Annotated in this window: 9 protein-coding genes; 8 read left to right on the forward strand and 1 reads right to left on the reverse strand. The window is 27.4% G+C overall.

The window, feature by feature from the left end; genetic code table 4:
- Positions 1-76 precede the first annotated feature (76 nt).
- From secG to EXC51_RS03810, 7 genes are all read left to right on the forward strand, one after another.
- Positions 77-310, forward strand: a complete 234-nt coding sequence (gene secG, locus EXC51_RS03780; protein WP_129620588.1) for a preprotein translocase subunit SecG — start codon at positions 77-79, stop codon at positions 308-310.
- Between the two features lies 1 nt (position 311).
- Positions 312-2546: a ribonuclease R gene (gene rnr, locus EXC51_RS03785; protein ID WP_129620589.1), complete on the forward strand. Its 2235-nt coding sequence runs from the start codon at positions 312-314 to the stop codon at positions 2544-2546.
- Positions 2521-3294: a tRNA1(Val) (adenine(37)-N6)-methyltransferase gene (locus EXC51_RS03790; protein WP_223211660.1), complete on the forward strand. Its 774-nt coding sequence runs from the start codon at positions 2521-2523 to the stop codon at positions 3292-3294. The genes rnr and EXC51_RS03790 overlap by 26 nt, the downstream gene beginning before the upstream one ends.
- Before the next feature lie 10 nt (positions 3295-3304).
- Positions 3305-4855 carry a methionine--tRNA ligase gene (gene metG, locus EXC51_RS03795; protein ID WP_129620590.1) on the forward strand — a complete coding sequence of 517 codons (1551 nt, stop codon included), beginning with the start codon at positions 3305-3307 and terminating at the stop codon, positions 4853-4855.
- An 8-nt stretch (positions 4856-4863) separates the two neighbouring features.
- Positions 4864-5148, forward strand: a complete 285-nt coding sequence (locus tag EXC51_RS03800) for an antibiotic biosynthesis monooxygenase (RefSeq protein ID WP_129620591.1) — start codon at positions 4864-4866, stop codon at positions 5146-5148.
- 414 nt (positions 5149-5562) lie between these two features.
- Positions 5563-9972: a GA module-containing protein gene (locus tag EXC51_RS03805; protein WP_129620592.1), complete on the forward strand. Its 4410-nt coding sequence runs from the start codon at positions 5563-5565 to the stop codon at positions 9970-9972.
- Positions 9973-10405: 433 nt separating this feature from the next.
- Positions 10406-15994, forward strand: coding sequence for a lipoprotein 17-related variable surface protein (locus tag EXC51_RS03810; RefSeq protein ID WP_129620593.1), 5589 nt, complete (start codon positions 10406-10408; stop codon positions 15992-15994).
- Between the two features lie 2 nt (positions 15995-15996).
- Here EXC51_RS03810 and EXC51_RS03815 read toward each other — a convergent pair whose 3' ends face one another.
- Entirely contained in the window at positions 15997-16182 is a 186-nt protein-coding gene (locus tag EXC51_RS03815; RefSeq protein ID WP_129620594.1) for a hypothetical protein, read from the reverse strand.
- A gap of 67 nt (positions 16183-16249) precedes the next feature.
- Here EXC51_RS03815 and EXC51_RS03820 point away from each other — a divergent pair, with 67 nt between their 5' ends.
- Complete coding sequence (locus EXC51_RS03820) at positions 16250-21121, forward strand: GA module-containing protein (protein WP_129620595.1); 4872 nt, start codon at positions 16250-16252, stop codon at positions 21119-21121.
- The last annotated feature ends 22 nt before the right edge of the window (positions 21122-21143 follow it).

The raw sequence follows: 21143 nt of genomic DNA on the forward strand, positions 1-21143 counted from the left end.
TTGTTGGTGCTCGAAAAGGTCAAATTGTGGTATTATTTATAAGATAAATAAATTTATATAATTAAGGAAGGAAAAAATGGAAGCTTTAACAATTGTTTTAGTAATAATGAGTTTTATTATGATTTTTGTTTCCTTTTTAATGTCGCCAGATTCAAATGGTTTTTCAGGTGCTTTAGTAGGTAGCGGAGATTTAGAATTATTTAAACAATCAAAGGAAAGAGGTAGTAAAAAAGTTTTAAAATGATCAATGTTTACCCTTGGGTTACTTTTACTCATTGGTGCTGTTCTTTTAAGATTTTTAATGAAATAACATGAATATAAAAGAGAAAGTTTTAAAGTATTTAAAAAGTTGCAAAAATAGTTCATTTGTGAAGCTAAGTCGTGATTTAAAAATTCCATTTAGCAAAAACAAAGAACTTAGCGACATTTTAAATGAATTACAAAAAGAATACAAAGTCTTCAGGGACAATAAAGATAATTATTATGCCCCTGAATTAATTGAAACTGTTGTTGGTCTTTTAAATGTTTCAAATAAAGGAACCTTTGGATTTGTTGATTACAATATCAATGAAGAAACGGGTGAAAAAGATAGCGTTTTTGTTAAAAACTTTAATTTCAAAACCGCAATTAATGGAGATTTAGTTCAAGTTAATGTTTATAAAAATCCAAGAGATGAAAATGACCAAAATAATGGAATTGTAACTGAAGTTTTAGAAAGAAATACTCATGAAATTGTTGGGTTTATTAAAAAAACAGAAAAAAGCAACACTGTTTTCTTTCAACCAATTGATGCTAAGTTAAAAAATAATAAATTTATTATCCTCCCTTCCGATGTTTCATTTAAAGTTAATGATTTAGTTGCTGCTAGCGTTGTTGATTATAAAGAACGCTACATTGAAATTAAAGTTGATAAAGTTATTACCAATGATGCTGATCCGATGGTGTTTGTTAAAGCTTTCATTGAGCAAGTCAAAGTTCCTGAAGCTTTCCCTGAAGAATTAAAAAATGAAACTGACAAAATACCACAAAATATTGATTTAGAAGATCAAAGCAACCGGGTAGATTTAACTGACCAAATGATTGTTACAATTGATGGTGATGATACTAAAGATTTTGATGATGCTATCACTGTTAAAAAGCTCCCTAATGGAAATTACTTTTTAGGAGTTTATATTGCCGATGTTTCTTACTATGTGCAAGAGCATACTGAAATTAACAAAGAAGCTCTTAAACGTGGAACTAGCATCTATCTTGTAGATCGGGTAATTCCAATGCTTCCTTTTGAACTTTCTAATGGAATTTGTTCGCTTAATCCAAATGAAAAAAGATTTGTAATGGCTGCTGAAATGGAAATTGATAAATTTGGAAACAATGTTAATTGCAAGATATTCCAAGGAATTATCAAAAGTAAATTTAGACTTACATATAAACAAGTAGATAAGTACTTTAAAGAAAATACTATCTTAGAAGAATATTCAAACCAGCAGGAAGTTTCAGAGCTTAAAAAGATGCTTAATGAAGCTAAAGAACTTAGTTTAATTTTGCATAAATTTAAAGAAAATCAAGGTTATATTGATTTTGAAATTGATGAGCCAAAAATTAAACTCAATCAAGATGGAAGTGTTAAAGAAATTGTGATTCATAAGCGTGGATTTTCAGAAGTTTTAATTGAAGATTTTATGGTTAGAGCTAATGAAACTGTAGCTAAATATCTTTTTGATAATAAACTTCCACTTTTATATAGAATTCATGAAATTCCTGATTTTGAAAAAATTAATGCCTTAGAAAACTCGTTAAAAGCAATTGGACTTACTCTTCCTGATATTGATTTAAGTGATATTAATCCACAACTTTTCTCTAAATTTGCTGAGCAAATCAAAGAGCAAAGAAATGATGATTTTGTTAAATTAAGCTTTTTAAGAACAATGCAAAAAGCAATTTATTCAACTGATAATGTTGGGCACTTTGGGCTTGCTTCAAATTTTTATTGCCATTTTACTAGCCCGATTCGTCGTTATCCAGATTTAATTGTGCATCGCACTATTAGAAAATATTTAATCAACAATCACTCAAGAGATGACATTGATTCATATACAAGTGAAATTGAAAGTTATGGAGTGCTTAATACCAAAAGCGAGCAAAAAGCAGTGCAAATCGAAAGAGATGTAAATGATTTAAAATTTGCTGAGTATCTTAAAGATAAAATTGGACAAACTTTTGATGCCCAAATTCAAAGTATTTTGAATTTTGGATTCTTCATTAGCTTTGAATTTAAAGCAAGCGGACTTGTTCATAAAACTTCATTTTTTGATGGTGAATACGAAGCTAACGAAACACTTACAAGTGCTAAAGTAGGTCAAAATAAATTTAACATTGGAGACTGAGTTAAAGTTGTAGTTGTCGGTGTTGATCTTGTTGAAGGGAAAGTTGATTGTGTATTAGAAAGTCAATATCCAAAATACTTAGAAAACCAATCAAACTTAAAGGAAAATTTAAGATTTAAGCACACTGGAGCTAAAAGTGGAAAAAACAAGAAAACTAGTTAAAAACTACCTTGGTTATGATGGTAAATTATTTATTTACCAAGATAAATCAATGTTTAATTATTCAGTTGATACTATTTTGCTTGGTAATTTCATTTATCTTCATAAAAAGCACAAAAGAGCTTTGGAAATTGGAACTAACAATGGCGCGCTATCAATTTTTGTAGCCGCTCGTAAAAAAGATCTTAAAATTGATGCTGTTGAAATCCAAGAAAAAGCTATTGAAGTTGCTAAAATTAATGTTAGCGAAAACAACCTTGAAGACCAAATTAACTTAATTTGTCAAGATTTCAATGATTTTGTGTCTTGACATACTAAAAATGCACAAAGAAAATATCCGGTTATTTTCTGCAATCCTCCTTTTTATCCGTATGATAAAACTAAGCTTAGAAAAAATGTTTCTGAGGAGATGCTTATTGCTACTCATGAAATTAAACTGAATTTAGATCAGTTAATTTCAGGGTGTGCCAAAATCATTGAGCAAAAAGGTTTTTTAACTTTAGTTTTACCAGTAGAAAGAATGGTTGATGTTTTTGAAAGTATGCGTAAATATAAATTTGAACCAAAAAGGATTCAATTTTTAACCCCAAGAATTGGTGATAAACCAAAACTTGTGCTTATTGAAGCTAGATATCAATCAGGATGAGGTGTGCATTTTTTACCCACAATTTATCTGCATGATTTAGATAAAAATGATCACGAATACACTGAAGAAGTGAAAAAACTTTATAGACCATTAATTGTAGAATAAGAGGTTCCAAATGAAAAAAACATTTTACATTACTACCCCAATTTATTATGCAAGTGGAAATTTACACATCGGGCATTTATATACTACAACTGTAGCTTGAGTAATTGCTAATTACAAAAAAACCTTAGGTTATGATGTAAAAATGCTCACAGGTAGCGATGAGCATGGGCAAAAGATCGCTCAAAAAGCTGCTGAATCAAAGATGGATCCTCAAAGTTTTGTTGATAATTTGGTTGTTAAATATCACCAGTTATGAAAAGATTATCAGATTGATTTTGATATTTTTTCAAGAACAACTAACCCAAAACATAAAGATAGTGTAAGTAAAATTTTTGAATTTTTCAAAGAAAAAGGTTTTATTTACAAAGGTGAATATCAAGGACTTTATTCTGTTAGTGATGAAGAATTTGTTCTTGAGACACAAGCAGTTAAAAAAGATGGCAAGTTTTTTCACCCATTAAGTGGTCATGAACTTGTACTTGTTTCGGAAAATACCTACTTTTTCAAAATGAGTCTTTTTACTGATTGATTAATCAATTACATTAAAGAGCACCCTAATTTCTTAGCTCCACTTAAAACAGTTAATGAAATTGAAAATAACTTCTTAAATAAAGGGGTTGAAGATCTTTCGGTAACAAGAACTAATGTATCTTGAGGAATTCCGGTTTCTTCAGATCCTGAGCACACTTTATATGTATGATTAGATGCTTTATGTAACTATATTACAATGCTTGGTTATGATCCAACTAACCCAAGTGGTAGCGAAGAGTTTAATAAATACTGAGCTAGCGAAAATGCTGAAGTTGTGCATATTTTAGGAAAAGAAATTGCTCGTTTCCATATGATTTATTGACCTATTTTCCTTAAAGGTCTTAATTTAAAGATGCCAACTAGAATTCAAAGCCATGGTTGAATTGTGACGCCAACTGGAAAAATGTCTAAATCAAAAGGAAATGTGATTGATCCATATGAGCTTCTTGAAAGCTTCCATCCTGAAATGGTTAAATATTACCTTGTTGCTCATATGAGCTTAGGTGAAGATGGAATTTTCGATTTAGAACACTTTGTTGATGTAATTAACAGTGAATTAATTAATAATTACGGAAACTTAATTTCAAGGACTATCAAAATGTACCGTAATTCATTTGATAGTCCAATTAAATATAATGTTTCTAATTTAGAAATAGACCAAAAAATTGAAGAATCAATTAAAAATTCAAAAGTTGAATTTATCTCACTTTTTGATGAATACAAAATTGATAAGGCCTTAAAAGTTGCAATTAATTTATCAAGCGAACTTAATAAGTATATTGATGAAACTGCACCTTGAACACTTAAAGAAAATCTTCCAAGACTTGAGCAAGTCTTAATTAGACTTTTAAATGGAATTTACGCAATTTCAAGCTACTTACAAGTGGTTTTAAAATCAAAAACCCAAGAAGTATCAAAAGTTTTAAATATCGATAGTTTCGATATGGATAAAATTGATGATTTTCATAAATTTGATAATGTCTTACCAGAAGATTCATACATTCTTTTTAAAAGAATTGTAAAAAAATAGGAGTTAATATGATTTACGCAAGAGCTACACTTTATAAAGTTGATGAAGAAAAATTAAAAGGTTTTATTGATTATTTATACATTTTTGCTAAGAAAGTTTGTATTCAAAATACTAACTTAAGTTTTGAATATGGACTTGAAAACAAAGGTGATGTTTATGTAATTGAACGTTGATCTACTGAAGAAGAATATAAAAAATTCATTGCTGAAAAGGAATTTAAAACTGAACTAGCAACCCTTTCAAAAATGGCAAAAAATGTACATATTTTATACCAAATGACTACAAAAAGATAATTTTATGAAATTGAACCAGCATTAGGTTCATTTTCTTTTGTCTTATTTGGGTACCTCCCTAAATTAGCGCACTTAAGCGCTCTTTTTTTTTTTTTTTTTGTTAGGAGCTAAATGCCCCTATCTTAAAGAGCTAAAGGGTAATTTGCTTATATATTCAAAATTCCATTTTTACCCCCTTTTAAATATAATTTATTATGCAAATTATAGGGAAAAATGGAATTTGAATAATTAAAGGGAAGTTAGAAAATCAAGTATAATTTTCATATAAATAACAAATTAAATTATCATAAAAATATTTAACGAATTTATAATGGAATTCTACTCACTTTAATTTATATTGAAAAGTCCCTATTTAATGAGCAAAATATTCCCCAAAATTATTTGATCATTATTTATCATGAGAGGATTAATGATATGAAAAGATTTAATAGAATTTGTTTATTAAGCTCAACATTTATTGGGAGCTCAATTTTACCTGCTGTTTTATTATCAGCAAGTTCCAATCCGGTTATTGCTAGCGAAAACACTTCAGGTGAAGTGGCTGCAAATGTAGTAACCGATAATAATATAACTGTTCCAGAATTTTTAGCAGAACCAGATCAAGTTATCAAAGGTAACTCAAATGGTTTATCTTTTGTATTTAGTAATGAGCAATCTTACAAATATAATCTTAAATATGGTCAAGGAACAAGAACTAACTACTACTTTAACCCGGGAGCTCAACCTGAAGTGTATCAGGGCAAGGATAAAACAATTGCTAACCTTAAGATGCTAAATCCAAATGGTTGACAAGATGAAGAGCAAGAATGAGAACTTACTTTAAATAGAAACGCAACTTTCGCTAAGGAAGATATCGGTGGATATTCAAGTTTAGGTGATAGATGAAGTAGAAACCCAAGATTTGGGATTCTTATTTCTAGAGCTTTAGAACTTGTTCCTGATACATTTGAAATCATTACTTACAAAACAACTTGAACTGAAGAAGAGCTTTCTAGAACCAAAGTAGCTAGAATGGATAATAAGCCAGAAAATTTACAATTTTCTCAAGATGTAGTAGTAAATAGCTTCCCGCACCCAGCTTCTGGTTATAGAAGTGGTAAAATTAAAGACCTTTATCGTTGAACAAGCTACTACCACGATGGACAATTAGTTCCTACTTGAAAAGTTATTGATGAATACAAAAAGAGAGCTTATTCTTGAGATCCAGGTTATGGAGTTGGTTCAGATCCAGTTCGTGCATCTTTTTTAAATAATTGACAACTTCCAAGCGCATACAACAATGGTAATTATGGATACCCATTATCAAATGAAAGATATAAAATTTTAAATGATATTGGAACTATTATTGGTATGAAATTTGATACTCCATATGGATTAGGTTTCGGATATGGATACACTGACCAAAACTGATTCAAAATTAAATTTAAAACTAGATTAAATGAACTTCTTTTTACTAAAAGTAGACCAAATCCAGCAGCAGATAATTTAGGAATTAAAAATGCCTATGTTTTAGGTGCATTCACTACTTATGATTGATCATACTTTGTTCAAAGTGTTGATTATAAAATAGCTACAGTTACTAGTCAAGATATTAGAAACTACTCAGTTGATCTAAAAGAATTTAAACAAAATCCAGATATATCTTACCAACTTCCTAATGCAAGCTTTGTTTTAAAATATAATGGAAAAATAGTTGATGGATCATCATTTAATAATAGCAAGGACGAAAATGCAAGCAAATGATGAACTAGAAAATATGGTTCAATTGATATTTCAAAAAGTAGAGAAGTTTATGATAATTTAGATAAATGAGAACTTGAAGTTACTTTTAAAAATACAGATCAAGATTTTTGAATTGTTAAACAAAATAAAGTTTATGATCCAGCTACAAAAAATGTTACTTTCAATTTAGAATACGTTATTGATGAGGTTAAACACGAAAGAAATGAAGCTATAAAAGCTCTTGAATCATTTGAAAACCTTAATCAGGCTCAAAAAAATTTCTATAAAGCTAAAATTAATGAAGCTAATACCATTGATGATTTAAGAAACTTAATTGACGTTAATAATGACAACATTGGTGAAATTAAGAACTTAGATGATAAAATGGTTTCACTCAAACTTAAAAAGCAAGAAGCAAGAGACTTCCTTGATAATCGTGCTAATTTAATTAATCAAACTGAAAGAGCTACTCTTGAGAACTTAATTGGCCAAATTAATGCAGATTTAACTTCAGAAACTAATGCTATTGATAATGAAAAAATCAACTCATACATTAAGCAAGTTGATGATATTATTGCTAAAGTTTTTGATGCTAAATTTAAAAAATACTTAAAAACCTTAAATAATCTTAATGATGCTCAAAAACAACTTCTTATAAGCAAATTTGATGAAGAAGTAGCTGCTGGTAAAAGAAGCAATAATGATATTTACGAAGAATATCAACAAAAAGCTAGCTCTTTAGATAAAGCAATGGAAGCTCTTAACCAAAAAGTTGCAAGCGCTGATGATGTTAAAAATAATTCAAATTACATTAATGCTAGCGAAAATAAAAAAGAAGCTTTAGATAATGCGCTTAATAATGCCGCTTCTAAGTTAAATAATCCACTTGATCTAAATGAAGTTAATAGCTTAACGACAGCTATAGAAACAGCTAAAAATAATTTAGATGGAAATATCAATTTAGCTAAAGCTAAAAATGATATTAATGCCAAAATTGATGCAATTGATAGCTCAGTTCTTTCAGAAGCTGATAAAGCTAAATTAAAAGAAAAAGTTAATGCAGCTACAGTTATTAATAACAATAATTCTTCTGATTCTACAAATTGAAATAGTACAAACAGCATTAACGAATTTGTTGATAAATTAGCAAGTAAGCTTAGCGAATTAAAAGTTAATTTAGATAAAGATGCAAGCGTTAAAGCAAGCAAAAACTACACTAATTCAAACGAAAATAAAAGGCAAGCATATGATAATGCTGCTAGCGAAGCAAAAACTTGAGCAAATAATGTAAATAAAACTGCTAGTCAAAGCTTTGAAGAGATTTTAAATAAAGTAAGCTCTTTAAATAATAATTTAGAAACCGCCTTAGCTAACCTTGATGGTAATGATGAACTTACAAATGCCAAAGCAGAAGCAATTAGTCTTCTTGAATCTAAAAAATACTTAAATAGTGCTCAAAAACAAGCGCTTAAAAAGAAAATTAATGCAACTTCTAATTTAGATGAGCTTAACACCCTTAAAAATAATATTAACTCTTTAGATAATGCAATGCACGAGCTTATTAATGCTGTTGATATGCATTCTGGAAGAGATGCAAATGATGCTAAAGGACTTGAAGCTATTGACAAAGCAAGCTCAAGAGATAAAACAGATAAATTCCTTAAAGCTACAAATAAAGCAGCTTACTTAGCAGCTCTTGATAAATCAAAATCAATTATTGCTAGTTCCCCTGAACTTTCATTAAGTAAATTAAATCAAGCTAAAGATAAAATTAATTTAACTTGTCAAGCACTTAATGGTGATAACGTTAAAGCGCTTAGCGATGCAAAAGAGAAAGCCCTAAACACTATTATTAACTTGCCATATTTAAATAATTATCAAAAAGAAGCCCTTAAAGAAAAAGTGCGTTTTGAAAGTAGCCTTGAGAAAGTTAAAGAAATTGAAAGTGGTGCCTTAAAATTAAATAGTGCAATGAAATCACTTCAAGATTCACTTAAGCTTGATCCAAGTAGAAAAGCTAGCGATAAATATAGATATGCAACAAATGCTAGTGATTATGATCAAGCTTTAGCTAAAGCACAAAAAATTAATCAAGGATCACGTTTGATTAATGAACTTGATCCAGTTAATGTTCTAAAAGCGCAAAGCAACCTTGAAAAAACTTATAGCCTTTTAAATGGACAAACTGTTAAAAACCTTATTGATGCTAAAGAAAATGCAAATGAGTTTTTAGAAAATAATTCAAGCAACCTTAATAACTCACAAAAAGAAGAGCTTAAACACTTAATTGATAATGCAAATTCAGTTGATCAAATTGCTAAAATTAAAGATTTAATTTCTAAATTAAATGATGCAATGGATAAGTTAAACGAATCGCTTAACTTAGATTCAAATAGACAAACTGAAGATAAATTTATTGAAGCAAGCAACCAAAATGATTATTTAGATGCAATTTCTAAAGCAAAAGAAATTAAAGATAGCAACTCATTAAATGCTAGCGCCATTCTTGAAGCAAAAGATAAAATTGAAAATGCTTACAATAATCTTGATGGAAATGTTGCAAAAGAAATTCGTGATGCTAAAGAGAGTGCATCAAATGATATTAATAACTTGCCAGTTATTAATAATGCTCAAAAAGAAGCTTTAAAAGATAAAATTAATTCTGCAACTACTAAAGAAGAAATTGATGCAATCATTGACCTTGCAAATAAAGTAAATGAAGCTACTAAAGATTTAATTAATTCAGTAGATGCGCATTCTGGAAGAGAAGCAAATCCTGAAAAAGGACTTGAAGCAATTTCTGAAGAACAAGCTAGAAAAAATAGTGATAACTTTAAAAATGCTAAAGATCCACAAAGCTACTTAGATGCTCTTAAAGAAGGACAAGAGTTACTTAATTCCAGTGATGTAGATTTAATTTTAAATGTCGATAAAATTAAAGACGTTGCTTCAAAAATCGAAAATGCTTACAAAAAACTTGCACCAGTTAAATTTGATCGAAAATCACTTTGATACATTTGATTAATTTTAGGTCTTGTATTAGTTCCATTCTTTGTTTTAATCTTTATTGCTTGAAAAAGATCAAGAAATAAAAATTCTTAATAACTAACCATCTCTTAACCAGGAGATGGTTTTTGTTTAATTAAGAAAACTAAAGTTTGCTAATTCAGTGTTTAATTTTAACTAAAGTGTGGTAAATTGGAAAAAAACTGTAAATTAGAAAAATTATGCATTCAAAATTTGTGTGCAATTTTTCTAATTTATAACATTAATTTTCCTATAATTTCAGCACCGAAAAAGCATTGTTATTTTTTGACACTTAGGTTGCACGGCACTTTTCCAATTTTTAGTTCACTTTTCTAATTTTTATTTTTAATTTACATAAAAAAGTTGTAATATATATTAAAACATATAAAGAATGATTTTGTATTAATTTCAAAATCATTAATAGTAACTGACGTTGGTTAAATTATTATTACGTTTATCTTATGTGTTTATATTTTATTTACTTGAAAATTATTAGGAGACTTTGTTTATGAACAAAAAAAATATATTTAAGCTTTTAGGTGCTACTCTTTCTTCAACTGCATTTTTAATTCCTTTTTCTGGGTTAGTTCCTATCTATATGGGTAAAGATACTGCTGATACTAAATATGACAGTTTCTTTTATGAAGATACTGATATTTATTCTAATTCAAGATATAGTCCATATGGTTCATGAGATAATAGTGCAGATTATAGATTTGAAGGTTATATTGGAACTCAAAATTTTGTGACTGTAGGTGATCCAACAATAACTGATAATAGAAATCCTAATTTCTTAAATACAAATTATTATGATAGATTTAGCCAAAAAGCTAATTGAGTTGACCCTAAATCATTAGATGGTAGACGGAGAAAATGAAAATTAATTTATCATAAACAACAACCATCTAGTTTTAGAGAAAACAGATATTTAGGTGGTTTCTATTTTTCTGAAGATATGATTTTAGCAGATAATTCAGTTGTTAAATTTTCATTTTATCCAGCTGATATTAATCAAATTGATTATGCAAATGTTTCAACTAGAGAAATTCCAGTTTCATGAAGTCAGTTACCAACCAATAAAAACAATTACACTTTTATTAACCCTCTTTATTCTCAAAATCCTTACTTTGAAGATAAATGACAAAATATTGTTAACTGAGTAAACCCTCAAAATACAAGCACCACTGGTGCAGCTGGTTATAACAATAATAGTGAAATTAGATTAAGAGGATTATGAACCAATTCTGCTTATCCTTGAACTGCAGAAGAATTAGCAGTTGCCGAAAGAAATGGTTTGACCCGTGACAATCGTTCTGTAATAGCTAATAGATTAATCAACGATCCAGTTACTGCCCTTGGAAGGGGAAATCCAGGTTTTTACCACAAATCTACTAAAAAAATTAATAACTTTGATAATGGAAATGTTGCAGCCAGATTAAAACAAGATGGTTTATACGATGAAGAATTATTAAATAATGAAGGTGCTGGTTTTTGAGATTTATTAAATAAAAATGCTGGATATATGTTTACTTTCTTCATTGATGCGCCAAATGCTAGAAATAGAGGATGATCAAATAACGTTGTAGTTGTTGAATTCGAAACTGTTGATAATCCAAACTTTCAATGAAATGGAAAAAATTCGGTTCCAACCTTTTTAGGTGGAGCCTATACTCTTTTTGATGTTGGATTTAACTCTGGATTTGAAGGTGAATCTGGATTTATCATAAGAAGTGAAAGGGCTAAATCATCTCAATACAAATTTAGAATTAAAGAAAGAGTTGAATCTTCTGATGCTAACTTCTATTTACCTAAATCATTTAAAAGAAGAGAAGACAATGAAATTGATAATAAATTGTATGAAGTAGGTGTTTATTACACTAATCAAAGTGGTACAGAAATTAAATTATTTGACTTAGATAGAAATCAGTACAATAAAATAAACAATGCAAGAGAATACTACAGTGAATACAATTTAAATTTAGCTCTTGAAGATATCAATCCAAGTTCATTAAAAATTAAAGCAACAATTAAAGATCCTAATTTTAGAAATCAATGACAAATTGCAGAGGCTCCACTTTCTTCTACAAATAAGGATTCACAAGGTTTCTATGTTTTTAATGATTTAGTATATAAACCACTTGTTACTGATAGATTAAAAATTGAGCAAATGTTACAAACAGAATTTCCTAATTTATCAGGATGAGTTAGTGACTTGGTTCAAAAATTTATTAGTAATGAATTTAAATCAAGAGGAGAAAATAGTAACGAAAGTGATGTTTGATTTAATGATCATAATACCCCAGGTGCTAGAAAATATGTGGACATTTTCATGAATTACTTAAGAACAATGATTCCTATGATTCAATTCGCTTCAGAAGTTGATCAAACTTATTATTCTGATACTAATAAAGCATTATCTAACGATGAAAACAAATTAATTTCTCAATTAAATTTTGCTTATTCTTCAACTCAAAATTTAAAAGATATGGTAGTTGAAATTCATAATTATTTATCTACTGGAAAAAATGCTTTAAAAAATGATCAACCTCTACCACAAGGGCAAAAAAGCGTTACTGAATGAGGTCATAAATTAAATAGTATTTTGGGTGACGAACGTCAAAGGGGTGTCAATCATCAAAAATATGATCAAGAAGTAGCTAAATTAGATGGATATAAAGTTGTTGATAATACAGTAAGTGGAAATATTTACAAAATTGCTACTAGTGAATTTCAAACAAATTATTCAGAGTTGTATGATTCTTTAAGTACAAATGAAAAAGACAATCTTTACAAATTATTTAAAGATAAAGCAATTGAAATAATTAATAATCAATTTAAATTAACTGCAACTAATGGTGGTATTGATAACTTAATTGAAACAGATTCAACTGCAAACTTAACTAAATTAAGAGAATTTCAAGCAACAGTAGCAGATGCGATTCAAAAACGTAAATATTTAAATGATTATGTAACTTGAATTCAAGATAATTTAAAAACAGATGATGGTGAATGAAAAGAAACTGTTTCAAAAAACGCCTTATCAACTCGTCAAGGTGAAGAGGGACAAGAAGAATACAATAAATTTATTGATGCATTTGATAATGCTGAATATCAACAAATTTTCTTAAATGATCCAAGCAAAGAATTTTTATCAAACTATGATAAATTTAATAATTTCAAAACTAAATTAGAAAATGCATTAACTACCTTAACTGAAACTTCACAAGCTTTAGATGGTAACAAAAATCAAGCTAAAAAAGCAGTTGACTCATTTGTTTTTGTTGAAAGCAATGAAACAGAAAGACAAGGATTTGATACTTTTGTAAATGAATTGCCAAGTAACTATCAAGTTAATAACGGTACTATAACAGATACAAATTGAACTTCTAATAATGAAAAATTAGCTAATAAAATTAATACTATTTTTGCTAAAGCTAAAAGTAATTTAACTGATAAATTAAATGAATTAACAAATTTAAAAGACGAAGAAAGAAATAAATATATTCAATTGGTTAATGATGCTCAACTTAACCCAATTAGTGAAGAATTTAGTCAGTTTGGTAGTGATGCTAATTTAAAACCAATTTATGATAAAGCTGTTTTAAATAATCACATTAATTCGTTAACTAATTTAACTGACAAGCAAAAAAAAGCTTTAATTAATCAAATAAATATTACTGATAATAATGATAGTAATTATGTAAGTCCGGAAAATTATGAAACCTTTAAAACTAATGCAACTAATTTAGATACTCAAATGAAAGCATTAAAAGATTATTATGATGGATTGTCTAATTCACTTAAACCAAATGAAAATGGCGAAATTACTGATGAACTTTATGTTTATGAAAGAACTAAAAGTGAAAAAGACGATTACAAAAACTTTATTGAGCAAACCAAAACAGTAATTGATGATTCTGCTGCTACTCCAATTACTAATAGTAAAGAAATTGAAACTTTATTAAGTGATCTTGAAAAAGCTAAATCTAAATTAGATGGTTCTAGTTCATATTTACCAAGACAAAATGAATTAAAACACATGACAGTTGAATTAAAACAACAATTGTTAAAAGAAATTGATAAAACAATTACTAATGATAGTGATAAAGAAGATCAATTTAAGAAAGTTCAAGCCTTAGATCAATACATTGGTTTGGAATTAAATAAAATTGAGGAATGACAAACTAATTATGTTGTTGATACTAATGCTGGTTATAAAAATGCTATTGAGTCACTCAAAACTACTGCTGATAATTTAACTAATAAGTTAATTACCGGGTTTAATTTAAATTTAGAAGATAATAATGAAAATAAAAATAAATTTAATCAAGTAGAACAAACAGATCCAAACAATTACAGCGGACTTTATACTAAAGCTTTAGCTAACTTTAAAGCTTTAAAAGATGAATTAAGCAAGCTTAAATCTAAACTTGATGAAAGTGCTCGTTTATATAACTTAACTATTAATCATACTAATAATAAACCAGAATTATTCGCTACTAATGTGGCTAAAAATTATACTAATGACAAAACTCCTTTTACTGTTGCAATTAATAGTAATGATCCACAAGCAACTATTGAAAATATTCAAGTAATTGCTGCTAATGATGTTGAAGGTAAACTTGAAATTACTTATGAAATAGTTTCAACTAAAACTAATTTAACCGATGTTAAAACTAAAGTGCAAACTTACATTTTTAAAGCAGATACTAAAGATAATTATCAAACTGAAAAACGAAGATTAAATACTATTGCTAATAGCATTAATCAAGGTCAAAGTAAAATTAATCTTAATTTTACAACTTCAAATGAATTAGCCGATTCAACAACTGCTAAAAATAAAGCAAATTATTCATATTCAAATGCAACAAATGACAAATTAACTTTTGATATCACAAACATTAATCCCGAAGCTGATTTTGGTAGAAGCACTTTAAACTTCACTTTAACTTCAACTAAAGCTAAAGAAGAGTTATTCTGAAGAAATGATAACAATTTAGCAGATATTACTTATACTGCTCCAAAATCTGATGCTAATAGTGTAATAATTACTGGATTTAAAAATGGTGAAAAAACTAGATTAGATGGCTTAAGTGCTTATTCAATTGATAGAAATGATAAATCTAAAATTTTAGCTTCTGAAGTTGATTTAAATGATTTAAATAGTGATAAATGAACTTGAAGTCCTGAAAGAGATGGTCAATATACCTTTGTTGACAAAAGGGTTGTTGCTTATAACGATATTACTGGAGAAATTAAATTAGGTTTTAAATTACAATCAGCTAAAGAAAATCTTCAAACTATTAAATCAGAAGAAAAATTTGTAACTATTTCTGGTTTTAAAACTGAATTAGACAGAATTAATGAATTAGTTACAAATACTTCTCCTACTTCTGTAATTAGTCAAAAATCAGGAACAACAAACAAAAAACCTTCTGCTTTAACATCAGCTGATTTTGTTACTAATAATCCAAATCCTCTTGCTAATTCAAATGTTGAAATTGATTCTAATTTAACATTAGTTCCAAACGATGATTCAGGAGAAATTAAGGTAGCTTATACATTAACTTCAACAAGAAATGACTTAGTTTCAGATAATTGAGAACCTGCTGTTACTAATTCAGATCCTATTCAATCTAAACAATCTAAGACTTCAACATTTACAGGTTATTTAACTAATCGTCTTGAAGAAATTAATCGTTTAAATGGATTAGAAGTTTCATATCAAAATAAAAATAAACAACTGATGCCTTCTGAAATTTCTGCTACTAATATTAATAGTGCTTTAGCTGTGATTTTACCTGAAAACAGTGAAGCTGAAGTAGTTGGTTTAACTGTTACTAATAAAGATGATCGAAATGGAAATGTAACTATTTCATATAAATTAAGATCAACTAAAGCAAATTTAACTAACGCAGAAACTGCAGTTAAAACTTATACTTTTAAATCAGCAACTAATGATAAATATAAAACTGAGCAAGAAAGAATTGATGCTCTTAGTTACCAACCTACTTTAAGTGAAAATGCTAAATTAAATAAAACTGCTTCTGAAATAAAACCAAGCGATATCATTTTTGCTACAAGTCAAACAGATTAAGCTTATGAAGTTAAAATTCTTCCAAATTCTATTAATGATAAAACTGGAGCATTTACCGTTCAATACAAGATTAAATCAAAAAGAGCTAATTTAGACGATATTGTTTCTACCAAGGTAAGAACTGCCACTTTTAATACTTTAACTGAAAGTCAAAGATTAGACAAAGTAATTAATGATAATGCAATCACTAAGAAAATTACTTATAATGGACAAAAAGCTCAAAATAAAGTTTTAGCTTCAGAAGTAACTGAAAAAATGTTAAGTCCAAACCAAACATCGTTAATTAATTCAAAAGCTAAAATTGAAATTACTAATGTAAAAGTAGATCCAAAAAATAATCAACAAGTAATTGTTACTTATAATTTAACTTCTACTAAAGATAATTTAGGTGATGTTACTTCAAGTGTAAATAAAGAAATTACTATTAGTGGTTTCCAAAGCCCAATTGATAGAGAAAAAGAAATAATTGATGCTTACAACAGTGATGAATTTGTTGGTTTAGGAGATGCAACTAAATTAGCTTCTGTTTTCGATGATGCTACTAAGTATAATGATATTAACTTAACTTTCAAAACTCCAGATAATCACGCTGATGAAAGAATTAGCATCACTAATGTAATTGGTTATAATGATGTAATTGGTGCTTTAAAAGTTCAATTTAAAGTTATTAGTAACAAAAACAGTCAAGATGTAGTTTCAGAACCAAAAGAAATTATTATTGATAATTATTTAACTGAAAAAGGTAGATTAAATAATTTACGTCAAGAGATGTATAATCAAAATATTAATGTTGATTATCCACAAAAATCATTATCAATACCTTCAAAAGCAACAGATGATAATGATGATTTAAATAATTTCTACTATACTCAAAGCACTGAAAATAAAGCTGAATTAATTAATGTTTCTAAAGAAAGTGTAGATGATGCTGCAGGAATTGTTAATATTGAAGCTGAACTTAGATCAACCAAAACTCAAGCTGAATTAATTTCTAATTGAGAAGTTGATCCTAATACTCCTTTTGTAGATCCTGTTTCAGATAATACTGATTTAGGTTCTATTAGTGTATCTGGTTTTAGAACTAAGGCAGAGCAAGATAAAATTGATCGTGAAGCAGAAAAAGAACGTTTAAATGATTTAACTGTTACATTAGATTATGAAAACAAAAATACAATCTTACCTTCAGAAGCAGTTATTAAAAAAGTAATTGCAACTATAAAAGAAGCTAATCCAGAAGCTAGAGTTGTAATTGATGAAATTAATGCAAGACATGAAATTGAAGGTTATATCGGAGTTACATACCATTTAGTTTCTCAAAAAAGTGATGAAATTTATAAAAATGTAACTTCAAAAAATAAATACGCACAAATTAAAGGCTTTAAAACTGAACAAATGCGTCTTGATGAAATTATTCAAAACTTAGCAATTGAAGCTGGAATTAAAAATGTCGCAAGCGACCAATATAATAAATGAGCTGCATCAAAATTATTAAAAGACTTAATTTTAAATAAATTAGCATCTAATCAAGATGCAAGCTATAACTTAAAAGTAGTAGATAAATCAGCTGATGATAACATAGGCCAAATTAGTTATACTTGACAAATTATTTCTAATAGAGGTGTGGTTAATTCGCAAAACTTAAATACTGTAACTTCAAGTAGCGAACATAATAAATCAGATACTTTAAGCGGCTTTAAAACTTTAACTCAAATTGAGAAAGAAAGATTAGATGCTCTTGATTTTACTGATAAAGTTGAAAATGGTGTTCTTTATAATATTGATTATCCAAATAAAGCAAATGAACAAGCTTCAAGTTTAACAGATGCAACTACTAATTGAACTTGAGATACATTTAATAAAGATAATTATGAGTTTATTAATCAACAAATTATTGGTTACAATGATTTAACTGGTGAAATTCGCTTAAGTTTCCAAATTAGATCAACTAAACCAGAGTTTTCTTCTGTAGTTTCTGATACTAAAGAAATTATTCTTAATGGTTTTGAAACAGAATTACAAAGATTAAATAAATTAGTTGATACTGATCCATATAATATTTCATTAAATAGCACTGTTAATAAAGAAAATCAAAAAGCTTCAACTTTAAATAAAGATAATTTTAGCTCTTCAGTTAAAGAAAATGGTGATAGCACAACTAGCCATATCTCTGATTTACTTTTAACAGATTCTAATGATAATACAGGTGAAATTGGAGTTAAATACAAATTAATTTCAAATAGACAAGTAAATACTGATCAAGATAATTTGAAAAAATTAGTAAGTAATTGAAAAGAAACCTTTAATGAACAAGAGGTAATTTCTAAAGAATCAAATCCTGTTAATTTTGATGGCTTTTTAACTAACACCGAAGAAGAAGAAAGAAGAATCGAAGGTTTATTACCACAAATTGTGCTTGATTTTGAAAATCGAAATCAATACTTGCCACTTTATAATCAAAGTGACGTAATTGCTTCAAAAGTAATTGTTAAATTAAATAACAATGAAACTTTAGAACAAAATCACATGAAAATTAAAGATAATTCATTAACTATTACTGAGCGTGATGATCGTGAAGGATATATTAAAGTAACTTATACCTTGCAATCAACTAAACCAGGTTTAGAAAATGCAGAAATTATTGTTAATGAAACAAGAAGTGCTAATACTAATAAATTAAGTGGCTTTAAAACTGAATTACAAAGATTAAAAGATCTTGCTTTTGATTTTAATAATAATGTTAGTGATAAAAATCAAAAACAAGCTTCAGATACCGCAATTGTTATTGATAATTTAAATCAAAATGATGCTAAAACTGCCAATATTACAATTAATAATAAAACCCGTGATGATAGAAATGGTACTTTAAGTGGTACTTATAGCATTTATTCAACAAGAGAAGGTTTAAATGACATTCATGTTGATGATAAAGCATTCACTGTCAATGGATTTTTAACTGAGCAAGCAAGAATTGATGCTTTATTAGCAGATGATACAATTCAAGCACATGTTGAATATAAATTAGATAATCAAGCTGAAATTTTACCTTCAGAATTATTAGCTAATAAAGAAGAAGTGTTAAATAATCTAAGTAAATATTTTGATACAAACTTAGATAATGAAGCAATTAATCAAGCTAATTTAAAAATTATTGATTTAACTGCTAACGATATTGATGGTTCAATTAGCTTTAAATATAAAATTGCTTCAACTAAGGAAAACTTAACCGATATTGAATCAGCAAGCTCTGAAACTATTACTTTAAATGGCTTCTTAAATCAATTAGACAAATACAAAAAAGAAGCTAAAAAAACAGTTGATGCACTTGATAACTTAAATGAAAACGAAAAAGCTCAATTTAAAGATAATATTGATAAAAGCGTTACTAAAGAGGCAGTTGATAATATCATTGATAAAGCTAAAATTACTGATTTAATCAATCAAATTGATAAAACCTATCCATATTTAAATCCAAAACAAAAAGCAGATTTAAAAGATAGTTTAATTAATGAACCAGATTACAATCAAGCTCTTAAAAACTTTGAAACATATAGTCCAATTAATAAGAAAATGAAGAAATTAAGTGATTTAATTAATCACTATCATCAATTAATTGCTGATCAATCTAATGCTAAATATCATAAAGCAGATGATAAAACTGAGTTTGATCGAATATTAAATAAAGCTAAAGAATTAAGTCAATCTACAACTGATAATGGATTAGATAACAATAATCAATTTAATTTAGATAATTTAATTGATAATCACATTAATAATAATTCATTAGATGGTGCTTACCAAAGATTAAATGGTAAAGAAGTTGCTTTAATTGAAAAAATTAAAGCAAATGATTATTTAACAAATAATGAGAAAAACCAATTAATTACACAAGTTAATAAAGTTGCTGAAGATAATAAAACTAATAATATTGAGCAAGAACAAAAAGCTTTAGATAAAATTCAAAGTCAAATCGATGACATTCAAAAACAAAAACAAGCTTTAATTGATTATGTTAATCAGGATGTAATTAATAATCAAAGTAATTTAATTAATCAAAGTCAAAAAGATCACTTAATTAATCAAATTATAAATAATGACTTAAATGAAGCAAAAACCAATAAAGATGTTGCTAATCAGTTAAATAATTTAATCAATCAAATTAAAGAATTAACAGATAAATATCCTGATGTGGTTAATACTTATGCATATCAACGTGCAGATCAAGCTAAAAAAGATGCTTATGATAAAGCAATTGATAATGGTAAAAAATTAATTAATAACCAAACTCCAAATGGTTATAATAGCCCAAATACTTCAGTTGCTGAAACTCAAGAAATTTTAGATAAAATTAAACAAGCTTTCAAAGCAATTGATGACGAAGCTAAGAAAATTAATGATTTATATGAGAAATTAAATGCCAAAATTATTGAGTATCAAAAAGATGTTGATAATAAAGAATTGCCAAAAGAAATTCAAGACATTTTAGATGAATTAGCTAATTATGGCGAAGATGTTAATGGCATTGATAAATTGATTGAATTAATTGAACAAGGTAAATTGCTTAAATCATTACACGAACAATGAAATAATTCAGATGTTAAAAATCCTGATACTGAAAAAGCAATTCAAGACTTAAATGCTAAAATTAATTCAATTACTGAATTAATTAATTCAGTTGAATCAAGCAATTTAAATAGTAAATTAGATACAAGCAAAGATTTTGTTCTAAATCACAATCAATATAATTTAAACTTTGCAGAAGCTGAAATAAGTTATTTTGATGCTCTTAAAAATGTTGATAAAAATAAATTTATTGATGCAACTAATAAATTAGAACAATTAAATCAAACTAAGTTTGTTGAATTTGCTAATAGTATCTTAAATACTTCATATTTTGATACTTATAAACCAGAAAGTAATTTAAATAAAAAATTAATTAAAGAATTATTAAAACTTAATTATGATCCGTTAAATAAAATTGAAAAATCATTATTCGAAACACTATTAAAAGAAAAAGCAGGTGTTGAAGAAAAATTAAGTTGACTTTGATATTTAGCTTTAGGTTTAAGCACAACTCTTGCAGCTATAATGATTGGTGTTTTAGTTAAAAAAGTAAAAAATAATTCTTAATTTTAAATTAAAAAAATATGGA

Source organism: Mycoplasmopsis gallinacea, assembly GCF_900660495.1.
GTDB lineage: Bacteria > Bacillota_I > Bacilli_A > Mycoplasmatales > Metamycoplasmataceae > Mycoplasmopsis > Mycoplasmopsis gallinacea.